Genomic DNA, 24929 nt, shown 5'->3' on the forward strand with positions numbered 1-24929 from the left:
CCGCGCCGGGCCGCTGAGACACGCCGGTGCGCCGGGCGGACCCCTGTGAGTCCCTCACCCGGCGCACCTGGTCCTGCGATGTCCGACTCGGTCTCTCGTACCGTGCGGCGGCTCGGTCCCGTACGGCTGGGTCGGCGGTCGGTTCAGCCGTGCACGGGCGGCCTGCCCCAGTGCCGGTGCGCCTGCAGCGCGGTCCTGAAGGCCTGCAGGAACTCCTGCGTCGCCGGTCCCGGCGAGGTGTCCGTCACCACGCCCTGGTCGGTGACCGTGCGGTGGAACTCGGCCGACAGCCGTACGCCCTCCGGCTTCAGGGCGGACAGCACACCCACGCCGGAGCCGAGCGCGCCGACCGGTTTGCCGTGCCGGTAGCAGTCGCGTACGAAGCGCATCGCGTCCGGGTCGGCGGCCGCGTCCGGGGCGTCCGCCGGGCCGCCGGGCACGAGTACGGCGTCGTACAGCACCGAGGCCACGGTCGGCAGCGCGCGGTCGACCACGAGCCGGTCGCCGTCGGTACCGGTGACGGTGCCGTCCGTCGGCGCCAGCGCCTCGACGACGGCGCCCTCGGCCGTGAGCGCCTCACGCACCGACGTCACCTGGGCGACGTCGACACCGTCGGCGACGAGTACCGCGATCTGCCGGGTCCGGATCGAACCGTCGCCGCGCAGGGACTCCAGGCTCAGCGCGGGGGAGGACAGCTTGTCCGCCGCCTGCGTCGCCGGCGGCTCCGGCACCCCGATCCCACGCGCCACCGAGACCGCCAGCTCACCGTTCACCTTGGCGAGGTGCTCGACCGTGCGGGCCCGCACCTCCTTCGCGCCGACCTTGCCGAGCTCGAACCGGAATGCCTCGACGATGTGCTGCTTCTCCCAGTCCGCCATGCTGTTGAAGAACATCGCCGGCTGGGTGTAGTGGTCCTGGAAACTGGCGCTGCGGCGGCGGATCTTCGCGCCGTCGACGCGTTCGGCGTGGTGCGTGTAGGCGTGTCCGCCCGCGCCGCCGTGCGCCGGGCAGCCGCCGCCCAGGGAGTTCGGGAAGTAGTTCGTGCCCCGGTGGACCGTGCTCTGGTGGTAGCCGTCACGCTGGTTGGTGCGCACCGGCGCCACCGGCCGGTTCACCGGCAACTGCGTGAAGTTGGGACCGCCCAGGCGGATCAGCTGCGTGTCCAGGTAGGAGAAATTGCGGGCCTGGAGCAGGGGGTCGTTGGTGAAGTCGATGCCGGGGACGACGTTGGCCGTGTGGAAGGCGACCTGCTCGGTCTCGGCGAAGAAGTTCTCCGGGTTGCGGTTCAGCACCATCCGGCCGATCGGCCGTACCGGCACCTGCTCCTCCGGGATGATCTTCGTCGGGTCGAGGAGGTCGAAGTCGAAGGCGAACTCGTCCTCCTCCGACACGAGTTGGACCCCCAGCTCCCACTCCGGGTACTCGCCCGCCTCGATCGCGTCCCACAGGTCACGCCGGTTGAAGTCCGGGTCGCGGCCCTGGCACTCCTGCGCCTCGTCCCACACCAGCGAGTGCACACCCAGCTTCGGCGTCCAGTGGAACTTCACGAACGTGCCCTTGCCGTCCGCGGTCACGAACCGGAAGGTGTGCACACCGAAGCCCTGCATCATGCGGTAACTGCGCGGGATGGCCCGGTCCGACATCAGCCACATGATCGCGTGCAGCGTCTCCGGCTGGAGCGACACGAAGTCCCAGAGGGTGTCGTGCGCGGAGGCCCCGGTCGGGATGTCGTTGTGCGGCTCCGGCTTCACGGCGTGCACGAAGTCGGGGAACTTGATGCCGTCCTGGATGAAGAAGACCGGGAAGTTGTTCCCGACCAGGTCGTAATTGCCCTCCGAGGTGTAGAACTTGGTCGCGAAACCCCGGACGTCGCGCACGGTGTCCGCCGAGCCCTTGGGGCCCTGCACCGTGGAGAACCGCACGAAGACGGGCGTCCGCACCGACGGGTCCTGCAGGAAGGCCGCGCGGGTGAACGCCGCACAGGACTCGTACGGTTCGAAGAAGCCGTACGCCCCCGCGCCCCGCGCGTGCACCACCCGCTCCGGGATCCGCTCGTGGTCGAAGTGGGTGAGCTTCTCCCGGAAGTGGAAGTCCTCCATCAGCGTCGGCCCGCGTTCGCCGGCGGCCAGCGAGTCGTCGGTGTGGTCGACCTCCACACCCTGCTCGGTGGTCAGCGGCCCCGACGTCGGGTCGTCGGCCCGGAAGCGCTCCCGCTGTTCCTGCTTGGGGTCTGCCATCAGGCGGCCTCCTCGGACTCCCTGGCGAACACGTCGAGGAACGCCTCGCAGAACGCCTTCAGGTCGTCCGGCTTGCGACTGGTGACCAGCTTGTTGGGGCCGTGGTCGCAGATGCGCACCTGCTCGTCGACCCAGGTGCCGCCCGCGTTGCCGATGTCGGTGCGCAGGCTCGGCCAGGAGGTCAGCACCCGGCCCCGGACGACGTCCGCCTCCACCAGCGTCCACGGGGCGTGGCAGATCGCGGCCACCGGCAGGCCCTTGTCGAAGAAGTCCCGCACGAACGCGACGGCCTTGCCGTCCATCCGCAGAAAGTCCGGGTTGGCGACGCCGCCCGGCAGGACCAGCGCGCCGAAGGAGTCGGCCGAGGTCTCGCCCACGACCTCCTGCACGGGGAACTTCTCCGCCTTGTCGAGATGGTGGAACGCCTGGATCGAGCCCGGCTTCGTCGACACGAGCACCGGTTCGTGGCCCGCGTCGACCGCCGCCTGCCAGGGATCGGTCAGCTCGACCTGCTCGACGCCCTCGGTTGCGGTCAGAAATGCGATACGCATGATGTCTCAATGTCCTTCCATGGCCCGGTGACGGGCCTCGTCGCTGGGGATGCGTTTCCCGCCGCGGCGGCGGGCGCGCACGCAGCGCAGCAGCTCCTCGCCGTACGGCAGCAGTACGCAGGCGCCGATGGCGACCCCGATGCCCGCGAGGTAGCCGCGCGACAGCGGCCGTCTGCGCGGCACGAGACGCCACGCGTCGCCGTCGCCGCGGCCCCCGCGCAGCAGGGACTTCACCTGGTCGGCGTGCAGGCACATCAGGGAGGTCAGCGCGGCGAACGGCAGCGACTCCAGGAAGCTGTGGATGTGCTGCTCCACCGGCTTGACCTCGCGTTCGCTGCCGACCGCCGTGCGCACGTCCCACAGCGCGGTCGCCTCGTGCGCCGCGGTCGCGCCCAACTGCACGGTGAGCAGCAGCGGATTGACCTCGTAGCGCAGGGTGAGCGCGATGGGAATGCCCACCTCGGTCATCATCAGCGCGTGGATGAGGGACTCCTTGGTCCCAGCCGTCTCCTCGATCCGGGTCCGCCGGTGCATCACCCAATCGGCGAGACCCGGCACGAACCAGCTGGGCAGCAGCCCGTACAGCAGATAGCGGACGGTGGCATCGCCCACATCAGTGGTGACTCCGGTGGCGCTGATCTCGGCGGCCTGATCCCGGCTCATCCAGTGGTCCGATCGTCGGTCACGCTTTGCTCCTCTCGTCGGTCACGCGCTCACTCGTCCGGTGCGGCCCGGCTGATCTCGGCCAGCGCCGAGTCGGGATCCTCGGTCTCGGCGAGGTCCCCGAGGGTGACCACGCCGACCGGCAGACCGTTCTCGACGACCGGCAGCCGCCGCACGTGGTGCTCGCGCATCAGGGAGACGGCGAGGGACACCCGCTCGCCCGGGCCGATCATCACCGGGTCCGGGGTGCACACCGACTGGACGCTCACCGTCAGCGGGTCGGCGCCGTCGGCGACCGCCCGCACGGTGATGTCACGGTCGGTGAGCACACCGACGATCCGCTGCCCGTCCGCCACCACCACATCGCCGATGTCCTGCGTGCGCATCAGCTGCGCCGCCTCGACGAGCGAGGCGCCCGGGCGTACGGCGACCACGCCCGGTGTCATCACGTCCCTCACGAAATCAGCCATCGAATGGGCCCTCCTGCGTGCCCCGGCCGACCGGGTACCGCGGCCGCGTCGACGACGCTCGCGGTACCCGACCGGCCGCTCCCTTATGCGCTGCGGCGCCGTGACGATGACCCCGTGCCGGTCAGGGCCTCCGCGAGCTCCTGGATGTTGGCGTAACGCGCGCCGCGCGGCAGCCGCTCCAACGGCTCGACCAGGGTGTCGGGGGCGTATCCGCGGCGCAGGACCCCGGCCAGTTCCCGAGGGCTCGCCGGGAAGGAACTGCGGTTCAAGAACCGCGCCAGCTCCAGCCGGACCACCGCCAGGGACGCCGTCGACGCTCCCGGCGACACCGGCCCGCCCGCGACGCGCGGGTCGTCGTCGGCGGACGGCTCGGGGTCGTGCCACTCCTCGGCCCGGGTCGGGTGCCCGGACCTGAGCAGGCCCTGCAGTTCGTGCTTCATCTCGTCGTCGCGATGAACGCTCAGCCGGTCACTGCCTCGCTGCATGACTCCCTCCAGATCTTCGGGGGTCCGCACCGCGTACCCGTACACCGGGGACCGACACGGGGTTTGTCCCGCGGAAGGAGGGAGACCCGACCTTCACCCCCCACGGACGAACTGGGGAAGGACCAGGTCATGGCACTGCTCACCGTGCTGCTCCCGCTCGCCATGCTCGGCGTGCTGCTGGCACTGGGCCGCTACGAGGATCTGCTGCTGCCGAGGGAACCGGACGAGGAGCGCCCGCAGGAAGCCGCGCTGGGACACTGACCGGGGACCGGGATCATCCCGGCTGTCCCGCGGCCAGCGACCGCTGCAGCACGAACGTGTCGATCCACCGCCCGTGCTTGTGGCCGACCCCGACGAGGCGCCCGGCGTCGGCGAAGCCGAAGCGGCGGTGCAGGGCGAGCGAGGCGTCACTGCCGGTGTCGGCGATCACGGCGATCATCTGCCGCATCCCCGCCCGCGCCGACTCGGCGACGAGCACGTCCAGCAGGGCCGCGCCGAGCCCCTGGCCGGTGGCGCCGGGCGCGAGGTAGACGGTGTCCTCCACGGTGAACCGGTACGCCGGCTTGGGCCGCCAGGGCGAGGCGTGGGCGAAGCCGACGACCGCGCCGTCCGCTTCGGCGACGAGGAAGGGCAGCCCGCGTCCGGTCAGGTCCTCCAGCCGTCGTTCCCAGTCGGCCACGGTCGGTGGGGTCTCCTCGAAGGTGGCGACGGTATGGCGGACGTAGTGCGCGAAGATGTCGGCCACGCTCTCGAGGTCGGCCGCGACCGCCGGACGGACGGGGGAGTGGGCCGGGGGCACCGCGACGTTCATTTCTCTCCGCATTCCTCTCCCTCTCCGTCCCTTTTCGCTATAGCGAAAGCAGTAGCTATTATAGAGGAATGCTGGATCTGGAGGCACTGGGCAGGCGGGTGCAGGGGCTGAGGCACGACCTCGGCCTGACCCTGCAGCAGTTGGCGGAAGCCGCCGACGTGAGCGTGAGCATGCTGTCGTCCGTGGAGCGCGGGCAGAAGGCGCCGACCGTCGTCGTGCTCGCCCGTATCGCCGACGGACTCGGAGTGGCCCTCGCCGACCTGGTCGCCCGACCCGACGACCCGCGCGTCATCGTGCGCCGCGCCGCCGACCAGGACAGCGTCGAGGAGCCGGGCGGATGGCGGCGCACCGTCCTCACCCCGGTGGTGCCCGGCGTGAACTTCGAATGGATCCGCAGCACGCTGCCGCCCGGCTGCGACGCGGGCGACTTCCCGGCGTACGCCCCCGGCTCACACGAGTTCGTCACCGTCGAGTCGGGAACGCTGCGCCTGACCCTGGGCGATCGGACCGTGGAGCTCACGGCGGGCGACTCGGCCTACTTCGCCGCCGACGTCACCCACGGCTACGCCAACTCCGCCTCGGAGCCCTGCACCTACCACGTCGCCGCACTGGTCATGCGCCCGCGCGCCGCTCAGCCGCGCCCGCGGGTCGGACGCCGTACTGTCGAACCCGTCACCGAGGAGGAGGCCTGATGCGCAGCGTGACGTATTCGATGAACGTCTCACTCGACGGCTACATCGTCGGGCCGGACGGCGACTTCAACTGGACGGAGCCCGACGAGGAGGTCTTCCGCTTCTGGATCGACGAGATCCGCCAGGTCGACGTCCACCTGCTGGGACGACGGCTGTACGAGACGATGCTGTACTGGGAGACCGCCGACCAGGAGCCATCGCTCGACGACTCGACGCGGGAGTGGATCGCGCTCTGGAACCCGCTCCCGAAGGTGGTGTTCTCCACCACGCTGTCGGCGGTGCAGGGCCACGCCCGCCTGGCGTCCGGTGGCCTGGCGGAGGAGATCGAGCGGCTGCGCGCCGAGCCGGGGGAGGGCGACATCGCGATCGGCGGCGCGACGCTCGCCGCCCAGGCGGCCGAGTCCGGCCTGATCGACGAGTACCGGGCCATGGTCTACCCGGTACTGGTCGGCGGCGGCACCCCGTTCTTCCCGCACCGCGAGCGCCGGGTGGATCTCGAACTCCTCGACACCCGCACCTTCAACTCGAAAGTCGTCTACCTCCGCTATCGCGTGGCACGGGAGTCGTCGGCACAGCCCAGGTGATCCATTCCAGGGGGTCGGCGATCGTAGGCGGCCCGCGTTCAGCGTGTGCGACCTTTGCGGCGACCCGTCGTCAAGATCTCGACCGCGCGCGCTGGGCTAACGTCAAGGCCCTCACCGGCAGCCAGGTCGACAAGAGAGCCGGCGAGTCGGCGCTGAGGGACCTCGACATCAAGGAGCTTCCCGCCTGGGGCCACGTGTCAGAATGAGGAACCCCCTGTTCGCCCTTCCTTCATCGAGGTCCTTCCGTGTCCCAGCCCGTCGGCCGCGTCCCGCAGCGACGCAACGCACGGTCCAACCGGGCGCGCATCCTGGCCACCGCACGCCAGGAACTCGGGCGGAACCCGGACATCACCCTGGAAGAGCTGGCCCGCGCCTCCGGTGTCGTACGGCGCACGCTTTTCGGGCACTTCCCCGGGCGGACGGCGCTCCTGGAGGCACTGGCCGAGGAGGCCGCCGAGGCGCTCGAGTCCGCCGTGGCGGTCGGAGCGACGGCGACCGAGCCGGCGGAGCGGGCGCTCGCGCACTTCTCGTTGTCGATGTGGCCCGTCGGCGACCGCTACCGCATGCTTCTGGCGCTCGCCCAGCGGGACCTGGGCATGGAACGTGTCGCCGAGATCCTCCAGCCCGCCCGTGTCAATGTCACGGCCATCCTGGAGCGCGGGCAGCGAGATGGTGTCTTCCACTCCCATCTGCCGCCTGCGGTGCTGAGCGCCGGTCTGGAGGCGATGACGGTCGCCCTGCTGGAGCAGGTCAACATCGGGGCGCTGGAGGACGACGGCACCCGGGTGGCCGTCACCACGCTCATCGCGGCCGGTGTGCCGGAGGAGCAGGCGCGCGGCGTGGTCGAAGAGGTGGCCGCCGCGGCCACCGCGGAGGCCGGCGCCGAGGGGTGAGCCCGCGGCACGGCTGCTCACGCGGAGGTTCGAACAGACCCCGGTCGAAGGCACCGGGGTCTTGTCATGTGTATCCCGCCGTTCCCAGCTCCTCTGATCGGCGAGTGCCGAGTCGTCGGGTGAAGGGCCATCGGTCGCTGCCATGACGGCTGCACACACATCGAGGGCTTCGGCGATGTCCACAGCCGGTCGGCGGGCCTTGTGGCTCAGCTTTCGCCGGGTTGTGCCGGGCCCTCAGGTGCGGACAGCGGAACGGGACGGTGCCGGGCGTCCCCTCCCGGCACCGTCCGGGGGGCCGTGCGCCGCTCAGGCACAGCCCGTCCTGGGTGGAGGAGGCCGGAAACGAGATTCACGCCTCCGGCCCGCGGCCATGGGCCGCGCCGACCTCGTGGGCTCAGGCGCCCACGGTCTCGGTCTGCTCCTGGGTGGACTCGGCCGCTTCTTCCTGGCGGTGCTTGCCGGCGGCCTTGCGGCCGGGCAGGACGGCCATGACGATCAGGGTCCCGGCGGCCATGATGATGCCGCCGATGAGGCTGGTGTGGGCGACGGCGTGGGCGAAGGATTCGTGCACCGCCCCCAGCAGGGTCTGGGCCTGTTCGGCGCCGCCCTGGGGGTTCTTCGCGATCTGCTCGGCGACCGCCATGCCACCGGCGACGGAGTCCTTGGCGGTGTCCATCGCATCGGCCGGGAGGTGTCCGCCGACCAGGTCGGTCAGCTTGTCCTTGTAGGAGGTGGCCAGCAGCGAGCCGAGGACGGCGATGCCCAGGGCGCAGCCGAGTTCCAGGGCGGTGTCGTTGGCGCCGCCGCCGACGCCCAGCTCGTCCTCCGGGAAGGAGCCCATGATGGTGTCGGTGGCCGGCGACAGGCTCAGGCCGATCGCGAAGCCGAGCAGCAGCAGGGGCGCCAGGAAGTCGGTGTAGGTCGAGCCCGACTCGATCCGCGTGAGCAGGAAGACGCCCGCGGTGCCGATCACCATGCCGGTGCCCACGACCAGCTTCACGCCCAGCTTCGGGGCCAGCTTGCCGGTGACCGCGGCGCCGACGAACACCGCACCGGCCAGCGGCAGCAGACGGATTCCGGTCTCCAGGGCGTCGTATCCGAGGACGAACTGCAGGAACTGGGTGGAGTAGTAGATGGAGCCGAAGGTTCCGAAGAAGAAGAACAGCACCGCGAGCATCGAGCCGCTGAAGGGACGCTCGGCGAACTTGCGCACGTCCAGCATCGGGTTCGGGTGCTTCAACTCCCAGGCCACGAAGGCCGGCAGAGCCACACCGGCGACCACGGCCGCGGTGATCGGGCCGACGCCCCAGCCGAAGTGCGGGCCCTCGATGGTCGCGTAGACCAGCGAGCCGACGGAGACGATCGACAGCAGACCGCCGACGTAGTCGATCCGGCCCATGCCTTCCGCCTTCGACGGCGGGACCAGGAGCAGTGCGCCGACGACGCCGAGAACGGCGACGGGGACGTTCATCAGGAAGGTGGAGCCCCAGGCGTGGCCCTCCAGCAGCCCGCCGGCGGCAAGCGGACCCACGGCGATCGCGAGCCCGGAGGTGGCGGACCATGCCGTGATGGCCTTGGCGCGCTCACCGCGGGGGAACATCGCGACCAGCAGCGACAGCGTGGCCGGCATGACGACTGCGGCACCCAGGCCCATGATCGCGCGGGCGGCGATGACCAGGTCGGTCTCCTCGACCAGGCCGCCCATCACCGAACCGCCGATGAAGATCAGCAGGCCCAGGACCAGGGCGCCGCGGCGGCTGTACTTGTCGCCCATCGCGCCGAGCACGAGCATCAGTGCGGCGTAGGGGACGGTGTAGCCGTCGATGACCCACTGCAGGTCACTGCTGGACAGGCCCAGGTCCTTGGTCATGTCGGGGGCGGCCACGATCAGCGACGTGTTCGCCATGACGACGATCAGCAGGCTCAGGCACAGGACCAGCAGGGCCCACCAGCGGCGTGGATAGGGCGCGGTCATCTTCTCGACGGACGTGTTCGCAAAGAGCGGCATCGGCAGGCTCCTCGGCAGGAGGCGAAGCGGAGGCTTCGGGGTGCGGATCGAGGGGAGCGGTGCGTGCGCGGACGGGACTGGACGCGGCACCGAGAGCAGTTAATTGCCCGTTGATGTGCAGACTAGTTTATTGCCCGTCGGTGTGCAACTATCGAGTCGCCTCCCCCCGTCGACCGGAGGTCCGACATCGACATGACCCACCCACCCGTCACCGCCACCCCTGAACGCGGCCGAACCCTGCTCACACGGGCCCGCATCCTCGAAGCGGCCAGGCAGGAACTCAGCCGCGACCCCGACGCGAGCCTCGGCGACATCGCCGAGGCGGCAGGTGTGGTACGCCGTACGGTCTACGGGCACTTCAACGGCCGGGCCGCACTGGTGGAGGGGCTGGTGGAGGACGCCGCACAGGCGCTGCGGCAGGCGCTCGCGGCCCCGCGGGCCCCGGCGGTGGACGCCGTCACGGAGTTGGCGCGCTTCGTCCTCGCCATGTGGCCCGTCGGTGACCGCTACCGCATCCTGCTCCGTCTCGCACCCCAGGACCTCGGGGCCGAACGGGTCGCTGAAGTCCTCGCCCCCGCACGCGACATGGCGGAGGCGATCATCGACCGGGGGCAGCGGCAGGGGGTCTTCCAGACCAGCGCTCCGCCGGCCGTGCTGACCCGGGCGCTGGAGGGCCACCTGCTGGGGCTTGTGGACTGCGTGAACGGCGGGGCCTGGAGCGACGACGGCACGGGCACCGCGACCGCGGCCCTGATCGCGATGGGCGTGGACGCCGGCCGTGCCGCCACCTGTGTCCGGGCGCTCGTCCGGCCCGAGGGCCTCGGCGCGTAGGCGCCCTTCCCGAAGTACCACCCGAAGAGGAGAACCATGTACCAGTCCCAGCGCGACGAGGGGTTCACCGGCGAGCCCTACTACGGCGACAGCGCCGTGTACGTGAGCCCCCCGACCCGGACGAGGCGGCGCCTGATCATCGTCGCCGCGTTCCTGGTGGCCTTGCTGATCGGTGCCGTCGCGGTCGACCGGATCGCCGCGGCTCGCGCGGAGAGCCGTACGGCCGAGGCTTTCCAAGACGGCATGGGCACCGCAGATCGGCCATCAGTGCACGTCAGCGGCTTTCCCGTGCTGGCCCAGCTCGCCGAGGGCCGCCTGAACCACGTCGACCTCACCGCCCACGGCATACCCGCGAACGGCACGACCCGGCCCCTGCCGGTGACGAAGCTGACAGTCGGGATGGACGGTCTGAAGACCTCGGGCGACGCCGACGAGGCGCACGCCCGCAGCGTTCGGGCGAACGCCCATCTGTCGTACGCGGATGTGTCGCACGCGCTCGGCGTGGAGGTGTCGCAGGGCGACGAGTCGGGCCGGATCGACGCGACGGCCAGTCTGCCGCTCGTCGGCGACGTGACCGTGAGCGCGGCCGTCTCGGCGGCCAGCGGTAACGGCATCGCCTTCACGGACGTCCGCGCCGAGCAGGGCGAACTGCTGCCTCCGCTGAAGTCGCTTCTCGACAAGGCCCTGTACGAGCCCATTCCGCTGCAGAACGTTCCCGAGGGGCTCCGCCTGCGGTCGGTCACCACCACGGAGGACGGGATCGACGCCCGCTTCAGCGGCCGCTCGGTCACCTTCCGCCCGGACTCGTCGTCCTTCCATGCGTCGTCAGTCGAGGTCGGGGAGGGGGCGCCCAGCGACCTCGTGAGCGTCGTCCGCCGGTAGCCCCAGCATGCGCAGGACCATCTCGGCGAGGTTCACCGCGGCCTCGTCGCCGTCCACCTCGGGGCGGGCGAACCTCAGCTCCACCAGGGCCAGCAGGGATCCGCCCAGCGCGCACAGCGCGACCGTCGGGTCGAGGGTGGTGAAACGGCCGGAGGCGATGCCGACCTGGAGATCGCGCAGCGCCCGGCGGGACAGTCCGTTGTCCGAGTGGATGTGCCCGAGGCCGCGGCGGCGCAGGACCTGCATCAGTTCCGGGTGGGAATCGGCCATCCGGGCGCTGAGCCGGAAGCCGGCCGCGACGAGTTCCGCCGGGTCGTCGACTCCGGCGAGGCGTTCGTCGAAGTTCTGGCCGAACTCCTCCAGGGCGTCCACCACCGCCGTCTCGAACAGCTCCGCCTTGGAGTCGAAGTGGTTGTAGAAGGAGCCGAAGCCCACATCCGCGCGCTCGGCGATCGCCTGGATGCTGGCGCTCGTGTCCCCGGTCTCGGCGAGTATCTGCCGGGCCGCTCGCACGAGAGCCCTGCGGGTCTCCGCGCGACGCCGCTCGAACCGGTTGCTGGGCAGGGCTGACGTAGGCATGCGCAGAGTCTAACCGCCGAACGATGACGGTCGCAGTCCTGATGAATTCATCATTTCCTGCCGCGAACATCTTGACGACAGAACTGTCACAGTTGATGATTTCCTCATTACGGCGATGTTGCTCGGAGGGCACCATGTCTGAAACCCGCGTCGACGGGGCCGACGTCATCACGGCCCACCAGGACCTCCACAGCGAGCAGGGCGCCCTGCGCGGCGAACACCCCGGCCGCTCCCGGAACCCGGTGATCAAGGTGGCGGACCTGGCCTGGCTGGAGTTCGAGAAGCCCGACCTGGACCGCGCCGAGGTCTTCGCCCGGGACTTCGGGTTCGGCGTCGCCGCCCGCACCGAGCGGGAGTTGTGGCTGCGCGGCACCTTCGCCGGCTCGCCCTGCATGGTGATCCGCAAGGGGCGCACGTCCCGCTTCATCGGCCCGGCGTTCCGGGCCGCCGAACGGGCCGACCTGGACCGGCTGGCCCGTGCCACCGGATCATCCGTACGGGATGCCGACGTTCCCGGCGGCGGCAAGGTGGTCGACCTGCTCGACCCCTCGGGTTTCCCGGTGCGGGTGGTGCACTGCGGCGAACAACTCCCCGCGCTGCCGGAACAGCAGCCGCTGCTCCTCAACTTCGGCACGGATCACCGTCGTACGAACGCCACGCAGCGCCCGCCGCGCGAGCCGTCCCGTGTCCAGCGTCTCGGGCATGTGGTGCTGGAGACACGCGTGTTCGCCCGTGCCCTGGACTGGTACCTGGACACCCTCGGGATGATCGTGTCCGACTTCCTGTTCCTGGACGGCCAGCGCGACCGCGGGCCCACGATGGCGTTCATCCGCTGCGACCAGGGCAGCCGGGCGGTGGACCACCACACCCTGGCCATGCACCTGGGCCCGGGCACGGGCTACGTCCACTCCGCCTACCAGGTCACCGACCTCGACTCGATCGCCGCCGGCGGCGAATACCTCAAGGAGCGCGGCTACAAGCGAAGCTGGGGAATCGGCCGGCACATCCAGGGCAGCCAGCTGTTCGACTACTGGCGCGATCCCGACCGCTTCCTGCTGGAGCACTTCGCCGACGGCGACCTGTTCTCCTGCGACGTCGAACCCGGCTGGGCCCCGATGTCGACCAGCGGCCTCGCCCAGTGGGGCCCGCCCGCCACCCGCGACTTCCTCGGCGCCAGTCCCTCCCCGCAGCGAGTCCGCGACGTCATCCAGGCCCTGCGCGGCGACAACGAGATGGACCCGGCGCGCCTGTTCGGCCTGCTCAAGGCCGCCAACTCCTGAACCTCCGCACCCCGATCCCCTCACGAAGGCACTGACATGAGCACCAATGTCCTGCGCACCACCGACGGCTGGTGGGTCGTCCAAGGCGACCGGGCCGTCCCTGTCGAGACCAAGGCCGTGACCACCGCAGAGCTGGTGGCCGACCGCGCCGCCGTCCGCGAGGCCGCAGCCTCCGGCGAGCCGGGCACGCCCGTGGCCGACCTGGTCGCGCTCCCGCCGGTCACCACGCCCTGCCGGGTGGTCGCCCAGATGGTCAACTACCGCAGCCACGCCCGCGATTCGGGCTTCACCGGCGACATCCCGCCCGCCTTCTTCCGCAAGGCGTCCGGCTCGGTCAGCGGCCCCGGCGAGGCCGTCGTCCGCCCCGCGCACGTGAAGTTCCTCGACTACGAGATCGAGTTGGGCCTCGTCATGGGCGCGTCCCTGCCCGTCGGCACGGTTGTCGAGGAGCGGGACCTGCCCTCGTACGTCGCCGGACTGGTGATCACCAACGACGTCAGCGCCCGTGAGGTACAGCTGACCAAGACGCAGTTCTACGAGAGCAAGTCGTACCCCACCTTCACACCGACCGGGCCGTACCTGGCCCTGCTGGAGCCGGAGGACTTCTCCCGTCTCCTCGACCTGCGGCTGAAGCTGAGCGTCAACGGCGAGCTGCGTCAGGACCGCACCCTCGCCGACATGATCGTCCGCCCGGCGCGGGCGCTGACCCTGCTGGCCCGCTTCCAGACCCTCGACCCCGGCGACCTGCTGCTCACCGGCACCCCCGGCGGCACCGCCCTCAAGGCGCCGCCGAAGGCCGTCGAGAAGATCGGCGCGCTGCTGCCGCCCGCCGTGAAGTGGAAGGCGTTCTTCAAGAGCCAGGCCAGGAACCCGCACTACCTGAACCCGGGAGACGTGATCACGGCGACGATCGCGACCCCGGACGGCCGGATCGACCTGGGCGAGCAGCGCACGCCCGTCACGGACGCGAACTGACACCCGAGGTGAGCCGCACATGACCGTCGATGAAGCCGCACGTGTGCCCGTCGTGATCGTCGGCGCCGGACCGGTGGGCGTGACCGCCGCCCTCCTCCTGGCCCGGCGCGGGGTCCGCAGTGTCGTCCTCGAACGCCACCAGGACGTCTACCCCCTTCCCCGCGCCGTCGCCACCGACGACGAGGTGTGCAGGATCCTGCAGGCCGCGGGCGTCGGCGAGGAGTTCACCGCGATCACCCGCCCGGCGAACGGGCTGCGGCTGCTGGACGCCCGGCACCGGGTGATGGCCGAGTTCCGCCGCACCGGACACGGCCTGCACGGCTATCCGCAGACCAGTATGTTCGACCAGCCCGAGCTGGAACGCGTGCTGCGCGACGCCCTGGCCCGGCGCCCCGAGTGCGAGCTCTTGGGCGGAGTGGAGGTCACCGGCATCGGCCCCGACACCACCGGCCCCGTACGGGTCACCTACCGCGACGACGACGGCGAGCACGAGGTGTGGGCCGACGCGGTGCTCGGCTGCGACGGCGCGAACAGCCTCACCCGCGAGGCCATCGGCGCCGTATGGGAGGACCTGCGCTTCGAGGAACGCTGGACCGTCATCGACGTCCGCACGACCGCCGGCGTGCGCTGCTGGGAGGGCGTCGACCAGGTCTGCGACCCGGACCGGCCGGCCACCTTCATGCGGGTGGGCGAGGACCGCTACCGCTGGGAGTTCCGGCTGCGCGAGGGAGCGGAGCAGCCGGTCCGCGAGTTGGCCGCCCCGTGGCTGCCGCCCTCGTACGACGGGGACTTCGAGGTCGTCCGCGAGACGCAGTACACCTTCCGGGCGCGCCTCGCCGACCGCTGGCGCAGCGGACGGGTCTTCCTGCTCGGCGACGCCGCCCACCTCACCCCGCCGTTCATCGGCCAGGGCCTGTGCTCGGGCCTGCGGGACGCCTACAACCTCACCTGGAAGCTCGCCCGTGTCCTCCGACAAGGCGCTCAGGAACAGCTGTTGGACACCTACGAGAGCGAACGCAAGCCACACGCCCGGCATGTCATCCGGCTCGCGGTCGCCATGGGCTGGGCCATGACCGGCGGCCAGGACGGCGCCGCCGCCCTCCGCCGCAGGGCGCTGGCCGCGGCCTGCCGCATACCCGCCCTGACCGAGCTGGCCGGCCGCGACCTCAGCCCGCCCCTGACCGCCGGACCGCTCGTGCGGCGCGGGGTCCGCCGAGGCCTGGCGGGCACGCACTGTCCGCAACCGTGGACGAGCGCCGACGGACGGCGTGCCCGTCTCGACGAGCTGCTCGGCGACTCCTTCACCGTCCTGACCGCCGCCGAACCGGGCCCCTCACTGACCGCGCTCGCCCACAGCCTCGGCATACGCGCGCTCCGCGTGACCGACCTCGGCGACGACGGCACCCTCGCCGCCTGGCTGCGCGCCGGACGCGCGGACGCCGTACTGCTGCGCCCCGACCGCGTCGTCATGGACGTCGTCCCGGCCGGCGGAAGCGACTTCACGTCGACCGCCGACTGGGCGGCCCTGCTGCACACCACACGAAGCCCTGTTCCTGCCGAACGGGCGGCCATGAGAAGCCTGCTGAGGAGTACGACGCGATGAGCACGCCCTTCTTCACACCCGATCCGCAGACGGCGGCCGCCAGTCGCATCGCGGAGTTCGCCCGGCGCCAGGGCATCGACCCGGACGACTACGCCGCCCTGCACCAGTGGTCGGTCACCGACCTTGAGGGCTTCTGGGGCGCGGTGTGGGAGTACTTCGACATCGACGCCGACACCCCCTACGAGCAGGTGCTGGCCGAGGAGAGGATGCCGGGCGCCCGCTGGTTCCCCGGCGCCACCCTCAATTACGCCCACCACGCCCTGCGCAACCTGGCCGACGAGGACGTGGCGATCATCGCCCTCGACGAGACCGGCACCGGGTACGAGGTGACCGGCGAGCGGCTGCGCGCGCTGGTCGCCTCCGTCGCCGCCACCCTGCGCGACCTGGGCGTCGTCAAGGGCGAACGGGTCGTGGGCTATCTGCCCAACACCCCGCACGCGATCGTCGCGTTCCTCGCCGCAGCGAGCCTGGGCGCCGTCTGGTCGGTGTGCGGACAGGACTACGCCCCGCAGGCCGCCGCCGACCGGTTCGCCCAGCTCGAACCCACCGTGCTGATCGCCGCCGACGGCTACCTCTTCAACGGCACCACCCTCGACCGCCGCGACGCCACCCTCGAACTGGCCCAGGCGCTGCCGACGTTGAAGGCCACCCTGCTGGTGGACCATGTGGGCCTGCCCTGGTCATCGCAGACGTACCCGTCCCTGGTCATCCCGTGGGAGGACGCCGCCACCCGCACCGAGGAACTCGCCTGTACGCCCGTGCCGTTCGACCACCCCCTGTGGGTCGTCTTCTCCTCCGGCACCACCGGCCTGCCCAAGGGCATCGTCCACGGCCACGGCGGTGTCCTGCTGGAGCACCTCAAAACCCTCGTCCTGCACTCCGACCTCGGCCCCGGCGACCGGCTCCTGTGGTACACCACCACGCACTGGATGATGTGGAACCTGGTCGCCTCGACCCTGCTGACCGGCGCGACGACGTGCACGTACGACGGCAGCCCGGCGCCCTTCGCCAAGCTCGACGTCCTGTGGGAACTGGCCGCCCGCCACCGGGTCACCGTCTTCGGCACGAGCCCTCAGTACCTGCTGGGCATGGTCAAGTTCGGCATCGACCCTTCCGGCCACGACCTGTCGTCGGTCCGCGTGGTCGGCTGCACGGGGTCCGCCCTGCCGGCGTCCGCCTACCCATGGGTCCGCGACCATGTGGGGGAGCGGGTGCTGCTGGCCTCCATCAGCGGCGGCACGGACGTGGTGTCGGGCTTCGCGGGCAGTGCGCCCAACACCCCCGTCTGGGCCGGGGAGCTGTCCGCCCCGCACTTGGGTGTGGCGCTGGCCGCGTACGACGCGGCGGCCTCGCCGGTGGTGGACCGGGTCGGCGAGCTGGTCGTCACCCGCCCCATGCCGTCGATGCCGCTGTCCTTCTGGAACGACCCCGACGGCACCCGTTACCGCGACGCCTACTTCTCCTCCTACTCGGGCGTCTGGCGGCACGGTGACTGGATCACCGTCACGGGCCATGGCTCGGTGATCGTCCACGGCCGTTCCGACAGCACCCTCAACCGCAACGGCGTCCGGCTCGGCAGCGCCGACATCCACGACGTCGTCGAACGCCTCCCCGAGATCACCGAGGCCCTGGTCATCGGCGCGGAGGAACCCGACGGCGGCTACTGGATGCCGCTGTTCGTGGTCACCGCGGCAGGGGTGACGCTCGACGACGCCCTGCGCGAGAGGATCACGGAGGCCATCCGCACCAGGGCCTCCCCCCGCCACGTCCCGGACGAGATCCTCGAAGTGCCTGGCATACCGCACACCCGCACCGGCAAGAAACTGGAGGTCCCGGTCAAGCGCCTGCTCCAGGGCGCCCCTGTCGAGCAGGTCGTGAATCCGGCCGCGACGGACGCCCCCGACCTCATCGCCTACTACGCCGGCTTGGGCGAGGAGCGCCGCAAGGGAAGGACCACCGCATGAGAACAGTGCTCGCCGTCGCCCTGTCCCTGGTCTTCCTCCCCCTGGGCCTGGCGAAGATCGCCGCGGTGCCGTTCATGCGTCAGGCGGCGGCCCACCTCGGCATGACACCGGGCCACTACCGCGTCGTCGGCGCACTGGAGGTGGCCGGGGCCGCCGGGCTGCTGCTGGGACTGGTGTCGCTCCCGCTCGGCGTGGCCGCCGCGACGGGACTGGCGTTGCTGATGGCCGCGGCGGCGGTGGTCCACCTGCGCCACGGCGACCCGCCGACCCGCGCGCTCCCGGCCGCCGTACTGGCCCTGATCGCCGTGACGTACGCGGCAACGGCGGTGGCCGCCGGCTGACGTACGCCCTGTACGGGCCTGGCATGGGCGCCCCATCCGACGCACCGCCTCTGACGTGAGTCCCGTGGCGGCTCTGCCGCGGAGGAACTCTTCAGCGCCGTTCGTCATGACGTTTGTCAGGAGCGCTTCTTCTCGCGCCCCGGCAGGAACTCCTGCAACTTCGCCTTGAACCCCTGCCTGACCATCGACCCCCGGTCCGCGTCCCCCTTCAGGATCGACGCGGCCGTCGCCTCCATCTGCTCCCAGGTGGCGTGCGGCGGGATCGGCGGTACGGCCGGGTCGGTCAGGAACTCGACGACGGCCGGGCCGTCCGCCTCCAGGCCCGCACGCCAGCCCGCCTCGACGTCCTCGGGCTTCTCCACGCGGACACCGGTGAGCCCCAGGGAGCGGGCGAAGGCGGCGTACTGGACGTCGGGGAGCTCCTGCGAGGGCAGGAAGGAGGGGGCGCCCTCCATGGCGCGCATCTCCCAGGTGACCTGGTTGAGGTCGTGGTTGTTGAACACGCCGACGACCAGCCGCGGATCCTCCCACAGGTCCTTGTACTTCGCCGCGGTGATCAGTTCCGCGAGGCCGTTCATCTGCATGGCGCCGTCCCCGACCAGCGCGATCGCCGGCCGGTCCGGGTGGGCGAACTTGGCGCCGATCGCGTACGGCACCCCGCAGCCCATCGTCGCAAGCGTCCCGGACAGCGACGCGCGCATGCCGGGCCGCATCGTCAGGTGGCGGGCGTACCAGTTGGCCGCCGAGCCCGAGTCGGAGCTGATGACGGCGTTCTCGGGGAGCAGCGGGTCCAGGGCGCGGGTGACGTACTCGGGGTTGATCGGGTCGGCCGACAGCTCCGCCCGCCGCTCCATGACCTCACGCCAGCGCGCCACGTTGTCGCACACCGTGTCGTACCACTCGCGCCCGCGCCCCTGCTCGATCAGCGGGATCAGCCGCTCCAGCGTCGCCCTGGCATCGCCGACGAGGTTCACCTCGTACGGGTAGCGCATCCCGACCATGTGCGGGTCGATGTCGATCTGCACGCCCCGCGCCTTGCCGAAGTCCGGCAGGAACTGGGTGTACGGGAACGAGGAACCGATGGTCAGAAGCGTGTCGCAGTCCCGCATGAGCTCGTACGACGGGCGCGTGCCCAGCAGACCGATCGAGCCGGTCACGTACGGCAGTTCGTCGCTGAGGACGTCCTTGCCGAGCAGCGCCTTGGCGACGCCGGCACCGAGCAGTTCGGCGATCCGCTCCACCTCGGCCCGCGCGCCGGACGCGCCCTGGCCGACCAGGATCGCCACCTTGTCCCCGGCGTTGAGGACGTCGGCCGCCTGCCGGATCGAGTCGTCCGAGGGGATCGCGGTCCAGGAGCTGCGTCCCAGACTGGAGGGCACCATCTTGAACTCGTGCGTGGGCGGCGAGTAGTCGAGCTCCTGCACGTCGCCGGGGATGATGATCGCCGTGGGGGCGCGGCGCGCGTACGCGGTGCGGATCGCCCGGTCCAGGACGTTCGGCAGCTGCTCGGGAACCGTCACCGTCTCCACGAAGTCCGAGGCGACGTCCTTGAACAGCGTGTGCAGGTCCACCTCCTGCTGGTACGAGCCGCCCATCGCCGTGCGATGCGTCTGGCCGACGATCGCCACGACGGGGACATGGTCGAGTTTGGCGTCGTACAGGCCGTTCAGGAGGTGGATCGCGCCGGGACCGGACGTCGCCGCGCACACCCCGACACGGCCGCTGAACTTGGCGTAGCCGACCGCCTGGAACGCGGACATCTCCTCGTGCCGTGACTGGACGAACCGGGGCTGGTTCTCCGCGCGGCCCCACGCGGCGAGCAGGCCGTTGATGCCGTCGCCGGGATAGCCGAAGACGTGCTCCACTCCCCACTCGCGCAGGCGCTGCAGGACGTGGTCGGCGACCTTGGTGCTCATGCGGGACCTCCTGGGTTCCGGGGGACAGCGCGGCAGCACCGGTACGAGTGACCCTGCGGACAGGTGAAAAACCTGGCCGGTGTTTGCGAACCGAGCCGCAGGGCAGGCGAAGGAACAGTGCTTCGGACAGGAGGCACGTCCGTGGGAGCGGCGATCCCCGCCACGGGTGTGTCCGGTTCGATACGCGCCCGCTCCCATGGTGACCGTCCACCCCAGAGCACAACCAAGGGAGTTGTGGCGCATCATGCCCACCTCAGTGAGCACGAAGCATCACCCGCACGATGACGCCCCGGACACCGCCGAGGACTTCCGCAGGCTCGCCGCCCTGCCCGAGGGCCCGCAGCGCGACGCCGTCCGCGACCGGATCGTCGAGGCGTGGCTGCCCATGGCCGACCGGCTCGCGGGGCGTTTCCGCAGCCGCGGCGAGAGCCTCGACGACCTGCGCCAGGTGGCCGCCCTCGGGCTGGTCAAGGCCGTCGACCGGTACGACCCCGAGCGCGGCAACGCATTCGAGAGCTATGCCGTGCCCACCATCACCGGTGAGATCAAGCGGCACTTCCGTGACCACATGTGGACGCTGCACGTGCCCCGCCGGGTCCAGGACCTGCGCAACCGGGTGCGGTTCGCCGTCCAGGAACTGCAGACCGTCTCGGGAGGCAGGCCCACGATCGCGGAGATCGCCGAGCACGCGGACATGACCGAGGCCGACGTCAAGGTCGGCCTGGAGGCACTGGAGAGTTTCACCGCGCTGTCGCTGGACGCGGAGCTGCCCGGCAGTGAGGACGGGTACTCGCTCAGCGACGCCCTGGGGTGTGCCGACCCCGCGCTGGACACGGTCGTCGACCGCGAGGCCGTCAGGCTGCGGCTGGCCGCTCTGCCCGAACGGGAGCGGGCGATCCTGTACATGCGGTTCTTCGGGGACATGACCCAGAGCCGTATCGCCGAGCAGCTCGGCATCTCGCAGATGCATGTGTCCCGGCTGATCAGCCGGTGCTGCAGCCGGGTACGGGAGCAGGTGCTCAGCGACGTGGCCTGAGGGCCGGATCTCTTCGTAGGGGCGCGTGCCGGAACCCCGGCCCGCGCCCCTGCACGCCTTTCGGTCCGGCTTCCGGACCGGCGCCCCGGGCAGCGCCTCGTGCGGACCCGTCCGGGCCCTGGACGGACTCGCCGTGAGCAGCCTGGTCCGCGACCCGGCGGGGTTGCTGAACCGAGCGCGCGGTCACGAGGCGCCCCTGGGCCTCGGTGGAGGCAGGCCGCGGAACACGTCACCCACTCGGCCGCCCCCGTCCCGCGAATGGTGTCCGGCCGCGCGCGTCCGGGCGGCCGGCGGGCTGTCATGGCTGCGGGGGCACGATCCACGTTCCCCCGCAGCCGTCGGCCGAAGGAGTCCACCCCATGCGCCGCACCGCCCCTGCCCTGTCCGTCGCCGCCCTGGCCGGTGCCGTCGTGGGCTTCGCCGCCTCGGCCGCCTACGCGGACCCGGCCGCGGAGGTCAGCCCCGGCACCGTCTCCCCGGGGGGCAGCGTGACCGTCGAGGTCTCCTGCGACCCCGTCGACGGGCGCGCACCCGACACCGTCGACGCCACCTCGCAGGCCTTCGAGGAGGGCACCGTCGCGCTGAAGAAGGTCACCGGCGAGGGCGAGAAGGCCACCGCGCCCGCCTACCGCGGTACCGCGACCGTTCCCCCGGCGGAGAACTTCGAGGGCGATCCGGACGCGGCCGGAGCCGAGTCCGCCTGGACCGTCGACGGGGCCTGCCCGGCGGCGGCCGGTGAGAAGGGCGAGCCGTGGAGCGCGACGCTGACGGTGGCCCGCGACAGCAGGGGCACCCCCAGCGGCGGTGCCGGCGCGGAGGACGGCGGATCAGCCGCCGAGGGCGGTACCGGCGGGTCGGACGGCGGTGGGGCGGTCGAGGAGCAGGGCACGGACGGCGGGACCGGCGGCACGGACGGCGGCGGGGCGGTCGAGGAGCACGGCACGGACGGCGGTACCGGCGGCACGGAGGGCGGTGGGGCGGTCGAGGAGCAGGGCACGGACGGCGGTACCGGCGGCACGGACGGCGGCGGGGCGGTCGAGGAGCACGGCACGGACGGCGGTACCGGCGGTACGAGCGATACCGGCAGCACAGGCGAGACGGGCGGCTGGGGCGGCACGGGCGGCACCGACGCCGGCGGCGCGACGGGCGGCTGGGGCGGTACCGACGGCGGTGGCGACGGCGATGAACGGCACTGCGCCGAGCCCGACGCCGGCCGGACGGAGCCCGGCGGCACCGCGCCCCGCCAGGGCGGGAGCGAATCCCACTCCGGCAAGGGTGAGGCCCACGCCGAGGACTGCGCCGACTCCGCCGTCGAGCACGGCGTACGGGCCGGCGGGGGCGGGGCCTTCACCGACTCGGTGCCCGCCCTGATCGCAGGCGGCCTGCTGATCGCCGCCGCGCTCGGCGGCGCGGTGCACCGGCTGTACCGCAGGACGCCGACCGGGTCCCGCTGACCCGCTGCGAGGGCGGGCGGCGGTGTGACGGGCGCAACTCCCGCGCGCTGCCATGGGGTCGCTCGACGGTGGGTACTCGGAGCGCGAAGGGTGCGCCACACACCGTGCGTACCCGCACCGCACGACCTCGGCACCAGCACCGGTACCGAGCGCACCCGTCACACCGACCCGCGGCAGACCGACCGGCGGCCCCACCGGCAGACCGGCCCGCACGGAGCACCGAGAGACCACGAACCACCACGGCACCAGGCACTGCGCGGAGGCACGGATGCGCCGGACGGACCCCGAAGGCCACGGCCCCGTCCGTTTCGGGCCACCTCTCCCGGACGACGGGCTGCCGGTGCTGCCCGAGCTGGCCGCCGTGCTCGCCGCGGCCGCGGGCCGGTCCGAGAGCGAACCGATCGGTGGTGGCGCCGCCCTCCTGGACGCCGCGTGCGGCTACTGGGACCGGCGGGGCCTGCCCGCCGGGCCCGCCCGGGCCGTGGCCGCCCCCGGTGCTCCCGCCCTGCTGCTCGCCCTGACCGCCGCGCTCGGCGGCGACGTGCTGGTGCCGCGCCCCTGTGCCGCCTGGTGGGCCCCGTACGCACGCCTGTTGGGCAGGCCCGTCTTCCACGTCGCCACACCGGCCGAGAGCGGTGGTGTGCCGGACCCGTACGCCCTGCTGGAGACCGTTCGCCGGGTCCGTGCCGAGGGCGGTGACCCGCGGCTGCTCGTGCTCTCCGTCGCCGACGACCCCACCGCCACCGTGGCGCCGCCCGAACTGCTGCACGAGACCCTGGAAGCCGCCACCGGCGAAGGACTGCACCTGGTCAGCGACGAGACCTGGCGCGACACCGTGCACGCCCCGCACGACACCGTGCTGCTCAGCCCCGCCGAGATGCTGCCCGAACAGGTCACCGTCGTCACCGACCTGGCCGGAGCCCTGCTGCCGCCCGGATGGCCCGCCGCGGTCGCCCGGTTCCCCGAGGGTCACGTCGGTGACGACCTGCACGCGCGCGTGCTCGACGTGCTGACCGCGCTCGGCGCCCGCGTCGCCGCACCGGTCGCCCTGGCCGCCGAGTACGCGCTGCGGGAGCCCGAGCCCGTCACCGCGCGGATCGGCACCACCGTACGGCTGCACGCGCGCGTGGCCGCCGCCGCGCACGCCGCCGCGGTCGGCGCGGGAGCCCTGGCACGGCCCCCGCACGCCGGGCGGCACCTGTACGTCGACCTCGGCCCGCTGCGCGACGGGCTGTCCGCTCACGGCGTCGGGGACGCGCAGGACCTGGAGGACTTCCTCGCCGCCCGGCTCGGCATGCCCGCGCCGGGCGGGCACCGTTTCGGCGACGACCTCGGCGCGCTGCGCGTGCGGCTGTCCACCGGACCGCTGCTGGCCGGCACCGACGAGGAGCGCGCGGAATGCGTCAGTTCCCCCACCCCGTTGGAACTGCCGCACGTGCAACGCGCGTTGATCCACTTGAAGTCGGTCTTCGACGATCTCCGCGACGACGCTCAGCGATGGGAGCCGCCTCGATGACGCAGCAGTCCGAGTCAGCCACGCCGACCACACCGCGCACGGCCACCGGGGAAGTCGACATGCCGGTGAACCCGTCCTTCCTCGCACCCCCGCTCCCGCCGCTCACCGCGCCCCGCCCGCTGGGCGAGCGCCGGGTGTGGCCGCGGACCTTCCACGACCGGCTCACCGCCCCGCTCCCCGGCCTCAAGGCCATCGCCCGCTTCGCCCGGGAGGGCGCCGTGCGGCCCGGCCCGGAGGGCCTCGCGGACATCCCACGGCTGCCTTTCGCACCGGCCCCGCTGCCACGCGTGGACGCCCGCACCGTCGCCGTCTCGTGGGCGGGGCACGCCAGTTGGGTCGTGCGGATCGGCGGCCTGACCGTGCTCACCGACCCGGTCTGGTCCCGCCGCATCCTCGGCACCCCGGCCCGCGTCACCCCCGTCGGCGTGCCCTGGAACGAGCTGCCGCGCGTCGACGCGGTCGTCATCAGCCACAACCACTACGACCACCTGGACGCCCCGACCCTGCGCCGACTCCCGCGCGACACCCCGGTCTTCGTGCCGGCCGGCCTCGCCGGCTGGTTCCGCCGCCGCCGGTTCACCCAGGTCACCGAGCTGGACTGGTGGGAGGCGGCCGAACTGTCCGGCGTGCGCTTCGACTTCGTGCCGGCGCACCACTGGTCCAAGCGCACCCTCACCGACACCTGCCACAGCCTGTGGGGCGGCTGGGTGCTGACCGCGCCCGACGGGCAGCGCGTGTACTTCGCGGGCGACACGGGCTACGGCCACTGGTTCACCCGCATCGGCGAGCGCTACCCCGGCATCGACCTCGCCCTGCTGCCCATCGGCGCCTACGACCCCCGCTGGTGGCTCAGGGACGTCCACTGCGACCCTGAGGAGGCGGTCCGCGCCGCCCAGGACCTCGGCGCGCGACGCATGGCGCCGATGCACTGGGGCACGTTCGTCCTGTCCGCGGAGCCGGTGCTGGAACCCCTCACCCGGGTGCGGGCGGCGTGGGAGAAGGCGGGACTGGACCGCGAGGACCTGTGGGACCTGCCGGTGGGGGCGTCGCGGGTGCTCTAGGCCGTGTCCGCAAAGTCCCGCCTGCCCCGCGACGCCTGGCACGCACTCTCGCCGCACCGGGCGAAAGCCCACGTACAACCAGTACGAGGGCTTCCGC

The 24929-nt window shown here is 72.0% G+C and carries 24 protein-coding genes; 15 read left to right on the forward strand and 9 right to left on the reverse strand.

The window, feature by feature from the left end:
• Positions 1-143: 143 nt before the first annotated feature.
• From ACWCPI_RS25215 to ACWCPI_RS25235, 5 genes are all read right to left on the reverse strand, one after another.
• On the reverse strand, positions 144-2237 hold the full coding sequence (locus ACWCPI_RS25215) for a catalase (RefSeq protein ID WP_451040243.1): 2094 nt from the start codon (positions 2235-2237) through the stop codon (positions 144-146).
• Positions 2237-2788, reverse strand: coding sequence for a type 1 glutamine amidotransferase domain-containing protein (locus ACWCPI_RS25220; RefSeq protein WP_451040244.1), 552 nt, complete (start codon positions 2786-2788; stop codon positions 2237-2239). Before ACWCPI_RS25220 ends, ACWCPI_RS25215 begins: the two co-directional genes overlap by 1 nt.
• Positions 2789-2794: 6 nt before the next feature.
• Positions 2795-3451, reverse strand: coding sequence for a diguanylate cyclase (locus tag ACWCPI_RS25225; RefSeq protein WP_451040245.1), 657 nt, complete (start codon positions 3449-3451; stop codon positions 2795-2797).
• Between the two features lie 50 nt (positions 3452-3501).
• Complete coding sequence (locus ACWCPI_RS25230; RefSeq protein ID WP_451040246.1) at positions 3502-3921, reverse strand: CBS domain-containing protein; 420 nt, start codon at positions 3919-3921, stop codon at positions 3502-3504.
• Between the two features lie 83 nt (positions 3922-4004).
• Positions 4005-4406, reverse strand: coding sequence for a DUF2795 domain-containing protein (locus ACWCPI_RS25235; RefSeq protein WP_451040247.1), 402 nt, complete (start codon positions 4404-4406; stop codon positions 4005-4007).
• A 129-nt stretch (positions 4407-4535) separates the two neighbouring features.
• On the opposite strand from ACWCPI_RS25235, the gene ACWCPI_RS25240 reads away from it, so the two are divergent.
• The gene (locus tag ACWCPI_RS25240) at positions 4536-4667 is read left to right on the forward strand and encodes a hypothetical protein (RefSeq protein WP_388808132.1); all 132 of its coding nucleotides are present in this window, start codon (positions 4536-4538) and stop codon (positions 4665-4667) included.
• 13 nt (positions 4668-4680) lie between these two features.
• On the opposite strand, the gene ACWCPI_RS25245 is transcribed toward ACWCPI_RS25240, so the two are convergent.
• Positions 4681-5217 carry an N-acetyltransferase family protein gene (locus tag ACWCPI_RS25245; protein ID WP_451040248.1) on the reverse strand — a complete coding sequence of 179 codons (537 nt, stop codon included), beginning with the start codon at positions 5215-5217 and terminating at the stop codon, positions 4681-4683.
• Positions 5218-5285: 68 nt separating this feature from the next.
• Here ACWCPI_RS25245 and ACWCPI_RS25250 point away from each other — a divergent pair, with 68 nt between their 5' ends.
• From ACWCPI_RS25250 to ACWCPI_RS25260, 3 genes are all read left to right on the forward strand, one after another.
• Positions 5286-5909 carry a helix-turn-helix domain-containing protein gene (locus tag ACWCPI_RS25250; protein WP_451040249.1) on the forward strand — a complete coding sequence of 208 codons (624 nt, stop codon included), beginning with the start codon at positions 5286-5288 and terminating at the stop codon, positions 5907-5909.
• Positions 5909-6493, forward strand: coding sequence for a dihydrofolate reductase family protein (locus ACWCPI_RS25255; protein ID WP_451040250.1), 585 nt, complete (start codon positions 5909-5911; stop codon positions 6491-6493). Before ACWCPI_RS25250 ends, ACWCPI_RS25255 begins: the two co-directional genes overlap by 1 nt.
• Positions 6494-6738: 245 nt before the next feature.
• Positions 6739-7386: a TetR/AcrR family transcriptional regulator gene (locus ACWCPI_RS25260; RefSeq protein ID WP_451040251.1), complete on the forward strand. Its 648-nt coding sequence runs from the start codon at positions 6739-6741 to the stop codon at positions 7384-7386.
• A gap of 394 nt (positions 7387-7780) precedes the next feature.
• On the opposite strand, the gene ACWCPI_RS25265 is transcribed toward ACWCPI_RS25260, so the two are convergent.
• Positions 7781-9394: an MFS transporter gene (locus ACWCPI_RS25265; RefSeq protein WP_451040252.1), complete on the reverse strand. Its 1614-nt coding sequence runs from the start codon at positions 9392-9394 to the stop codon at positions 7781-7783.
• A gap of 192 nt (positions 9395-9586) precedes the next feature.
• On the opposite strand from ACWCPI_RS25265, the gene ACWCPI_RS25270 reads away from it, so the two are divergent.
• Together ACWCPI_RS25270 and ACWCPI_RS25275 are read left to right on the forward strand one after the other, a co-directional pair.
• Positions 9587-10225, forward strand: a complete 639-nt coding sequence (locus ACWCPI_RS25270; protein ID WP_451040253.1) for a TetR/AcrR family transcriptional regulator — start codon at positions 9587-9589, stop codon at positions 10223-10225.
• 36 nt (positions 10226-10261) lie between these two features.
• Positions 10262-11107 carry an LmeA family phospholipid-binding protein gene (locus ACWCPI_RS25275; protein ID WP_451040254.1) on the forward strand — a complete coding sequence of 282 codons (846 nt, stop codon included), beginning with the start codon at positions 10262-10264 and terminating at the stop codon, positions 11105-11107.
• Here ACWCPI_RS25275 and ACWCPI_RS25280 read toward each other — a convergent pair.
• Positions 11051-11686, reverse strand: coding sequence for a TetR/AcrR family transcriptional regulator (locus tag ACWCPI_RS25280; RefSeq protein ID WP_451040255.1), 636 nt, complete (start codon positions 11684-11686; stop codon positions 11051-11053). The genes ACWCPI_RS25275 and ACWCPI_RS25280 overlap by 57 nt on opposite strands.
• Positions 11687-11820: 134 nt before the next feature.
• Between ACWCPI_RS25280 and ACWCPI_RS25285 the strand changes: the two genes are divergently transcribed.
• From ACWCPI_RS25285 to ACWCPI_RS25305, 5 genes are read left to right on the forward strand one after another with little or no spacing between them, the layout of a single operon-like run.
• Entirely contained in the window at positions 11821-12966 is a 1146-nt protein-coding gene (locus tag ACWCPI_RS25285) for a VOC family protein (RefSeq protein ID WP_451040256.1), read from the forward strand.
• Between the two features lie 36 nt (positions 12967-13002).
• The gene (locus tag ACWCPI_RS25290; RefSeq protein WP_451040257.1) at positions 13003-13941 is read left to right on the forward strand and encodes a fumarylacetoacetate hydrolase family protein; all 939 of its coding nucleotides are present in this window, start codon (positions 13003-13005) and stop codon (positions 13939-13941) included.
• A gap of 19 nt (positions 13942-13960) precedes the next feature.
• A complete protein-coding gene (gene mhpA / locus ACWCPI_RS25295) occupies positions 13961-15544 on the forward strand; it encodes a bifunctional 3-(3-hydroxy-phenyl)propionate/3-hydroxycinnamic acid hydroxylase MhpA (protein WP_451040258.1) in 1584 nt (527 codons plus the stop codon).
• Positions 15541-17508, forward strand: a complete 1968-nt coding sequence (locus tag ACWCPI_RS25300) for an acetoacetate--CoA ligase (protein ID WP_451040259.1) — start codon at positions 15541-15543, stop codon at positions 17506-17508. Before mhpA ends, ACWCPI_RS25300 begins: the two co-directional genes overlap by 4 nt.
• Complete coding sequence (locus tag ACWCPI_RS25305; RefSeq protein ID WP_451040260.1) at positions 17505-17849, forward strand: DoxX family protein; 345 nt, start codon at positions 17505-17507, stop codon at positions 17847-17849. The genes ACWCPI_RS25300 and ACWCPI_RS25305 overlap by 4 nt, the downstream gene beginning before the upstream one ends.
• A 116-nt stretch (positions 17850-17965) precedes the next feature.
• Here the strand turns inward: ACWCPI_RS25305 and ACWCPI_RS25310 are convergent, their stop codons facing one another.
• The gene (locus tag ACWCPI_RS25310; protein ID WP_451040261.1) at positions 17966-19765 is read right to left on the reverse strand and encodes a thiamine pyrophosphate-requiring protein; all 1800 of its coding nucleotides are present in this window, start codon (positions 19763-19765) and stop codon (positions 17966-17968) included.
• A gap of 244 nt (positions 19766-20009) precedes the next feature.
• On the opposite strand from ACWCPI_RS25310, the gene ACWCPI_RS25315 reads away from it, so the two are divergent.
• The 4 genes from ACWCPI_RS25315 (at position 20010) to ACWCPI_RS25330 (ending at position 24832) form a co-directional block, all read left to right on the forward strand.
• Positions 20010-20801 (forward strand): RNA polymerase sigma factor SigF, encoded by a 792-nt coding sequence (locus ACWCPI_RS25315; RefSeq protein WP_451040262.1) that lies wholly within the window; start codon positions 20010-20012, stop codon positions 20799-20801.
• Positions 20802-21160: 359 nt separating this feature from the next.
• The gene (locus ACWCPI_RS25320; protein WP_451040263.1) at positions 21161-22255 is read left to right on the forward strand and encodes a hypothetical protein; all 1095 of its coding nucleotides are present in this window, start codon (positions 21161-21163) and stop codon (positions 22253-22255) included.
• 268 nt (positions 22256-22523) lie between these two features.
• Positions 22524-23771, forward strand: coding sequence for an aminotransferase class I/II-fold pyridoxal phosphate-dependent enzyme (locus ACWCPI_RS25325; protein ID WP_451040264.1), 1248 nt, complete (start codon positions 22524-22526; stop codon positions 23769-23771).
• Positions 23768-24832 carry an MBL fold metallo-hydrolase gene (locus ACWCPI_RS25330; protein ID WP_451040265.1) on the forward strand — a complete coding sequence of 355 codons (1065 nt, stop codon included), beginning with the start codon at positions 23768-23770 and terminating at the stop codon, positions 24830-24832. Before ACWCPI_RS25325 ends, ACWCPI_RS25330 begins: the two co-directional genes overlap by 4 nt.
• The last annotated feature ends 97 nt before the right edge of the window (positions 24833-24929 follow it).

It is taken from the genome of Streptomyces sp. NPDC001920 (assembly GCF_053594495.1).

What these genes read in the sequence shown, in the direction of transcription:
- ACWCPI_RS25220 (WP_451040244.1), bottom strand. Translation starts at nt 2,788, where the DNA reads ATGCGTATCGCATTTCTGACCGCAACCGAGGGCGTCGAGCAGGTCGAG.
- ACWCPI_RS25230 (WP_451040246.1), bottom strand. Translation starts at nt 3,921, where the DNA reads ATGGCTGATTTCGTGAGGGACGTGATGACACCGGGCGTGGTCGCCGTA.
- ACWCPI_RS25215 (WP_451040243.1), bottom strand. Translation starts at nt 2,237, where the DNA reads ATGGCAGACCCCAAGCAGGAACAGCGGGAGCGCTTCCGGGCCGACGAC.
- ACWCPI_RS25310 (WP_451040261.1), bottom strand. Translation starts at nt 19,765, where the DNA reads ATGAGCACCAAGGTCGCCGACCACGTCCTGCAGCGCCTGCGCGAGTGG.
- ACWCPI_RS25245 (WP_451040248.1), bottom strand. Translation starts at nt 5,217, where the DNA reads ATGAACGTCGCGGTGCCCCCGGCCCACTCCCCCGTCCGTCCGGCGGTC.
- ACWCPI_RS25240 (WP_388808132.1), top strand. Translation starts at nt 4,536, where the DNA reads ATGGCACTGCTCACCGTGCTGCTCCCGCTCGCCATGCTCGGCGTGCTG.
- ACWCPI_RS25270 (WP_451040253.1), top strand. Translation starts at nt 9,587, where the DNA reads ATGACCCACCCACCCGTCACCGCCACCCCTGAACGCGGCCGAACCCTG.
- ACWCPI_RS25275 (WP_451040254.1), top strand. Translation starts at nt 10,262, where the DNA reads ATGTACCAGTCCCAGCGCGACGAGGGGTTCACCGGCGAGCCCTACTAC.
- ACWCPI_RS25300 (WP_451040259.1), top strand. Translation starts at nt 15,541, where the DNA reads ATGAGCACGCCCTTCTTCACACCCGATCCGCAGACGGCGGCCGCCAGT.
- ACWCPI_RS25325 (WP_451040264.1), top strand. Translation starts at nt 22,524, where the DNA reads ATGCGCCGGACGGACCCCGAAGGCCACGGCCCCGTCCGTTTCGGGCCA.
- ACWCPI_RS25305 (WP_451040260.1), top strand. Translation starts at nt 17,505, where the DNA reads ATGAGAACAGTGCTCGCCGTCGCCCTGTCCCTGGTCTTCCTCCCCCTG.
- ACWCPI_RS25320 (WP_451040263.1), top strand. Translation starts at nt 21,161, where the DNA reads ATGCGCCGCACCGCCCCTGCCCTGTCCGTCGCCGCCCTGGCCGGTGCC.
- ACWCPI_RS25330 (WP_451040265.1), top strand. Translation starts at nt 23,768, where the DNA reads ATGACGCAGCAGTCCGAGTCAGCCACGCCGACCACACCGCGCACGGCC.
- ACWCPI_RS25235 (WP_451040247.1), bottom strand. Translation starts at nt 4,406, where the DNA reads ATGCAGCGAGGCAGTGACCGGCTGAGCGTTCATCGCGACGACGAGATG.
- ACWCPI_RS25290 (WP_451040257.1), top strand. Translation starts at nt 13,003, where the DNA reads ATGAGCACCAATGTCCTGCGCACCACCGACGGCTGGTGGGTCGTCCAA.
- ACWCPI_RS25315 (WP_451040262.1), top strand. Translation starts at nt 20,010, where the DNA reads ATGCCCACCTCAGTGAGCACGAAGCATCACCCGCACGATGACGCCCCG.
- ACWCPI_RS25255 (WP_451040250.1), top strand. Translation starts at nt 5,909, where the DNA reads ATGCGCAGCGTGACGTATTCGATGAACGTCTCACTCGACGGCTACATC.
- ACWCPI_RS25280 (WP_451040255.1), bottom strand. Translation starts at nt 11,686, where the DNA reads ATGCCTACGTCAGCCCTGCCCAGCAACCGGTTCGAGCGGCGTCGCGCG.
- mhpA (WP_451040258.1), top strand. Translation starts at nt 13,961, where the DNA reads ATGACCGTCGATGAAGCCGCACGTGTGCCCGTCGTGATCGTCGGCGCC.
- ACWCPI_RS25225 (WP_451040245.1), bottom strand. Translation starts at nt 3,451, where the DNA reads ATGAGCCGGGATCAGGCCGCCGAGATCAGCGCCACCGGAGTCACCACT.
- ACWCPI_RS25250 (WP_451040249.1), top strand. Translation starts at nt 5,286, where the DNA reads ATGCTGGATCTGGAGGCACTGGGCAGGCGGGTGCAGGGGCTGAGGCAC.
- ACWCPI_RS25265 (WP_451040252.1), bottom strand. Translation starts at nt 9,394, where the DNA reads ATGCCGCTCTTTGCGAACACGTCCGTCGAGAAGATGACCGCGCCCTAT.
- ACWCPI_RS25285 (WP_451040256.1), top strand. Translation starts at nt 11,821, where the DNA reads ATGTCTGAAACCCGCGTCGACGGGGCCGACGTCATCACGGCCCACCAG.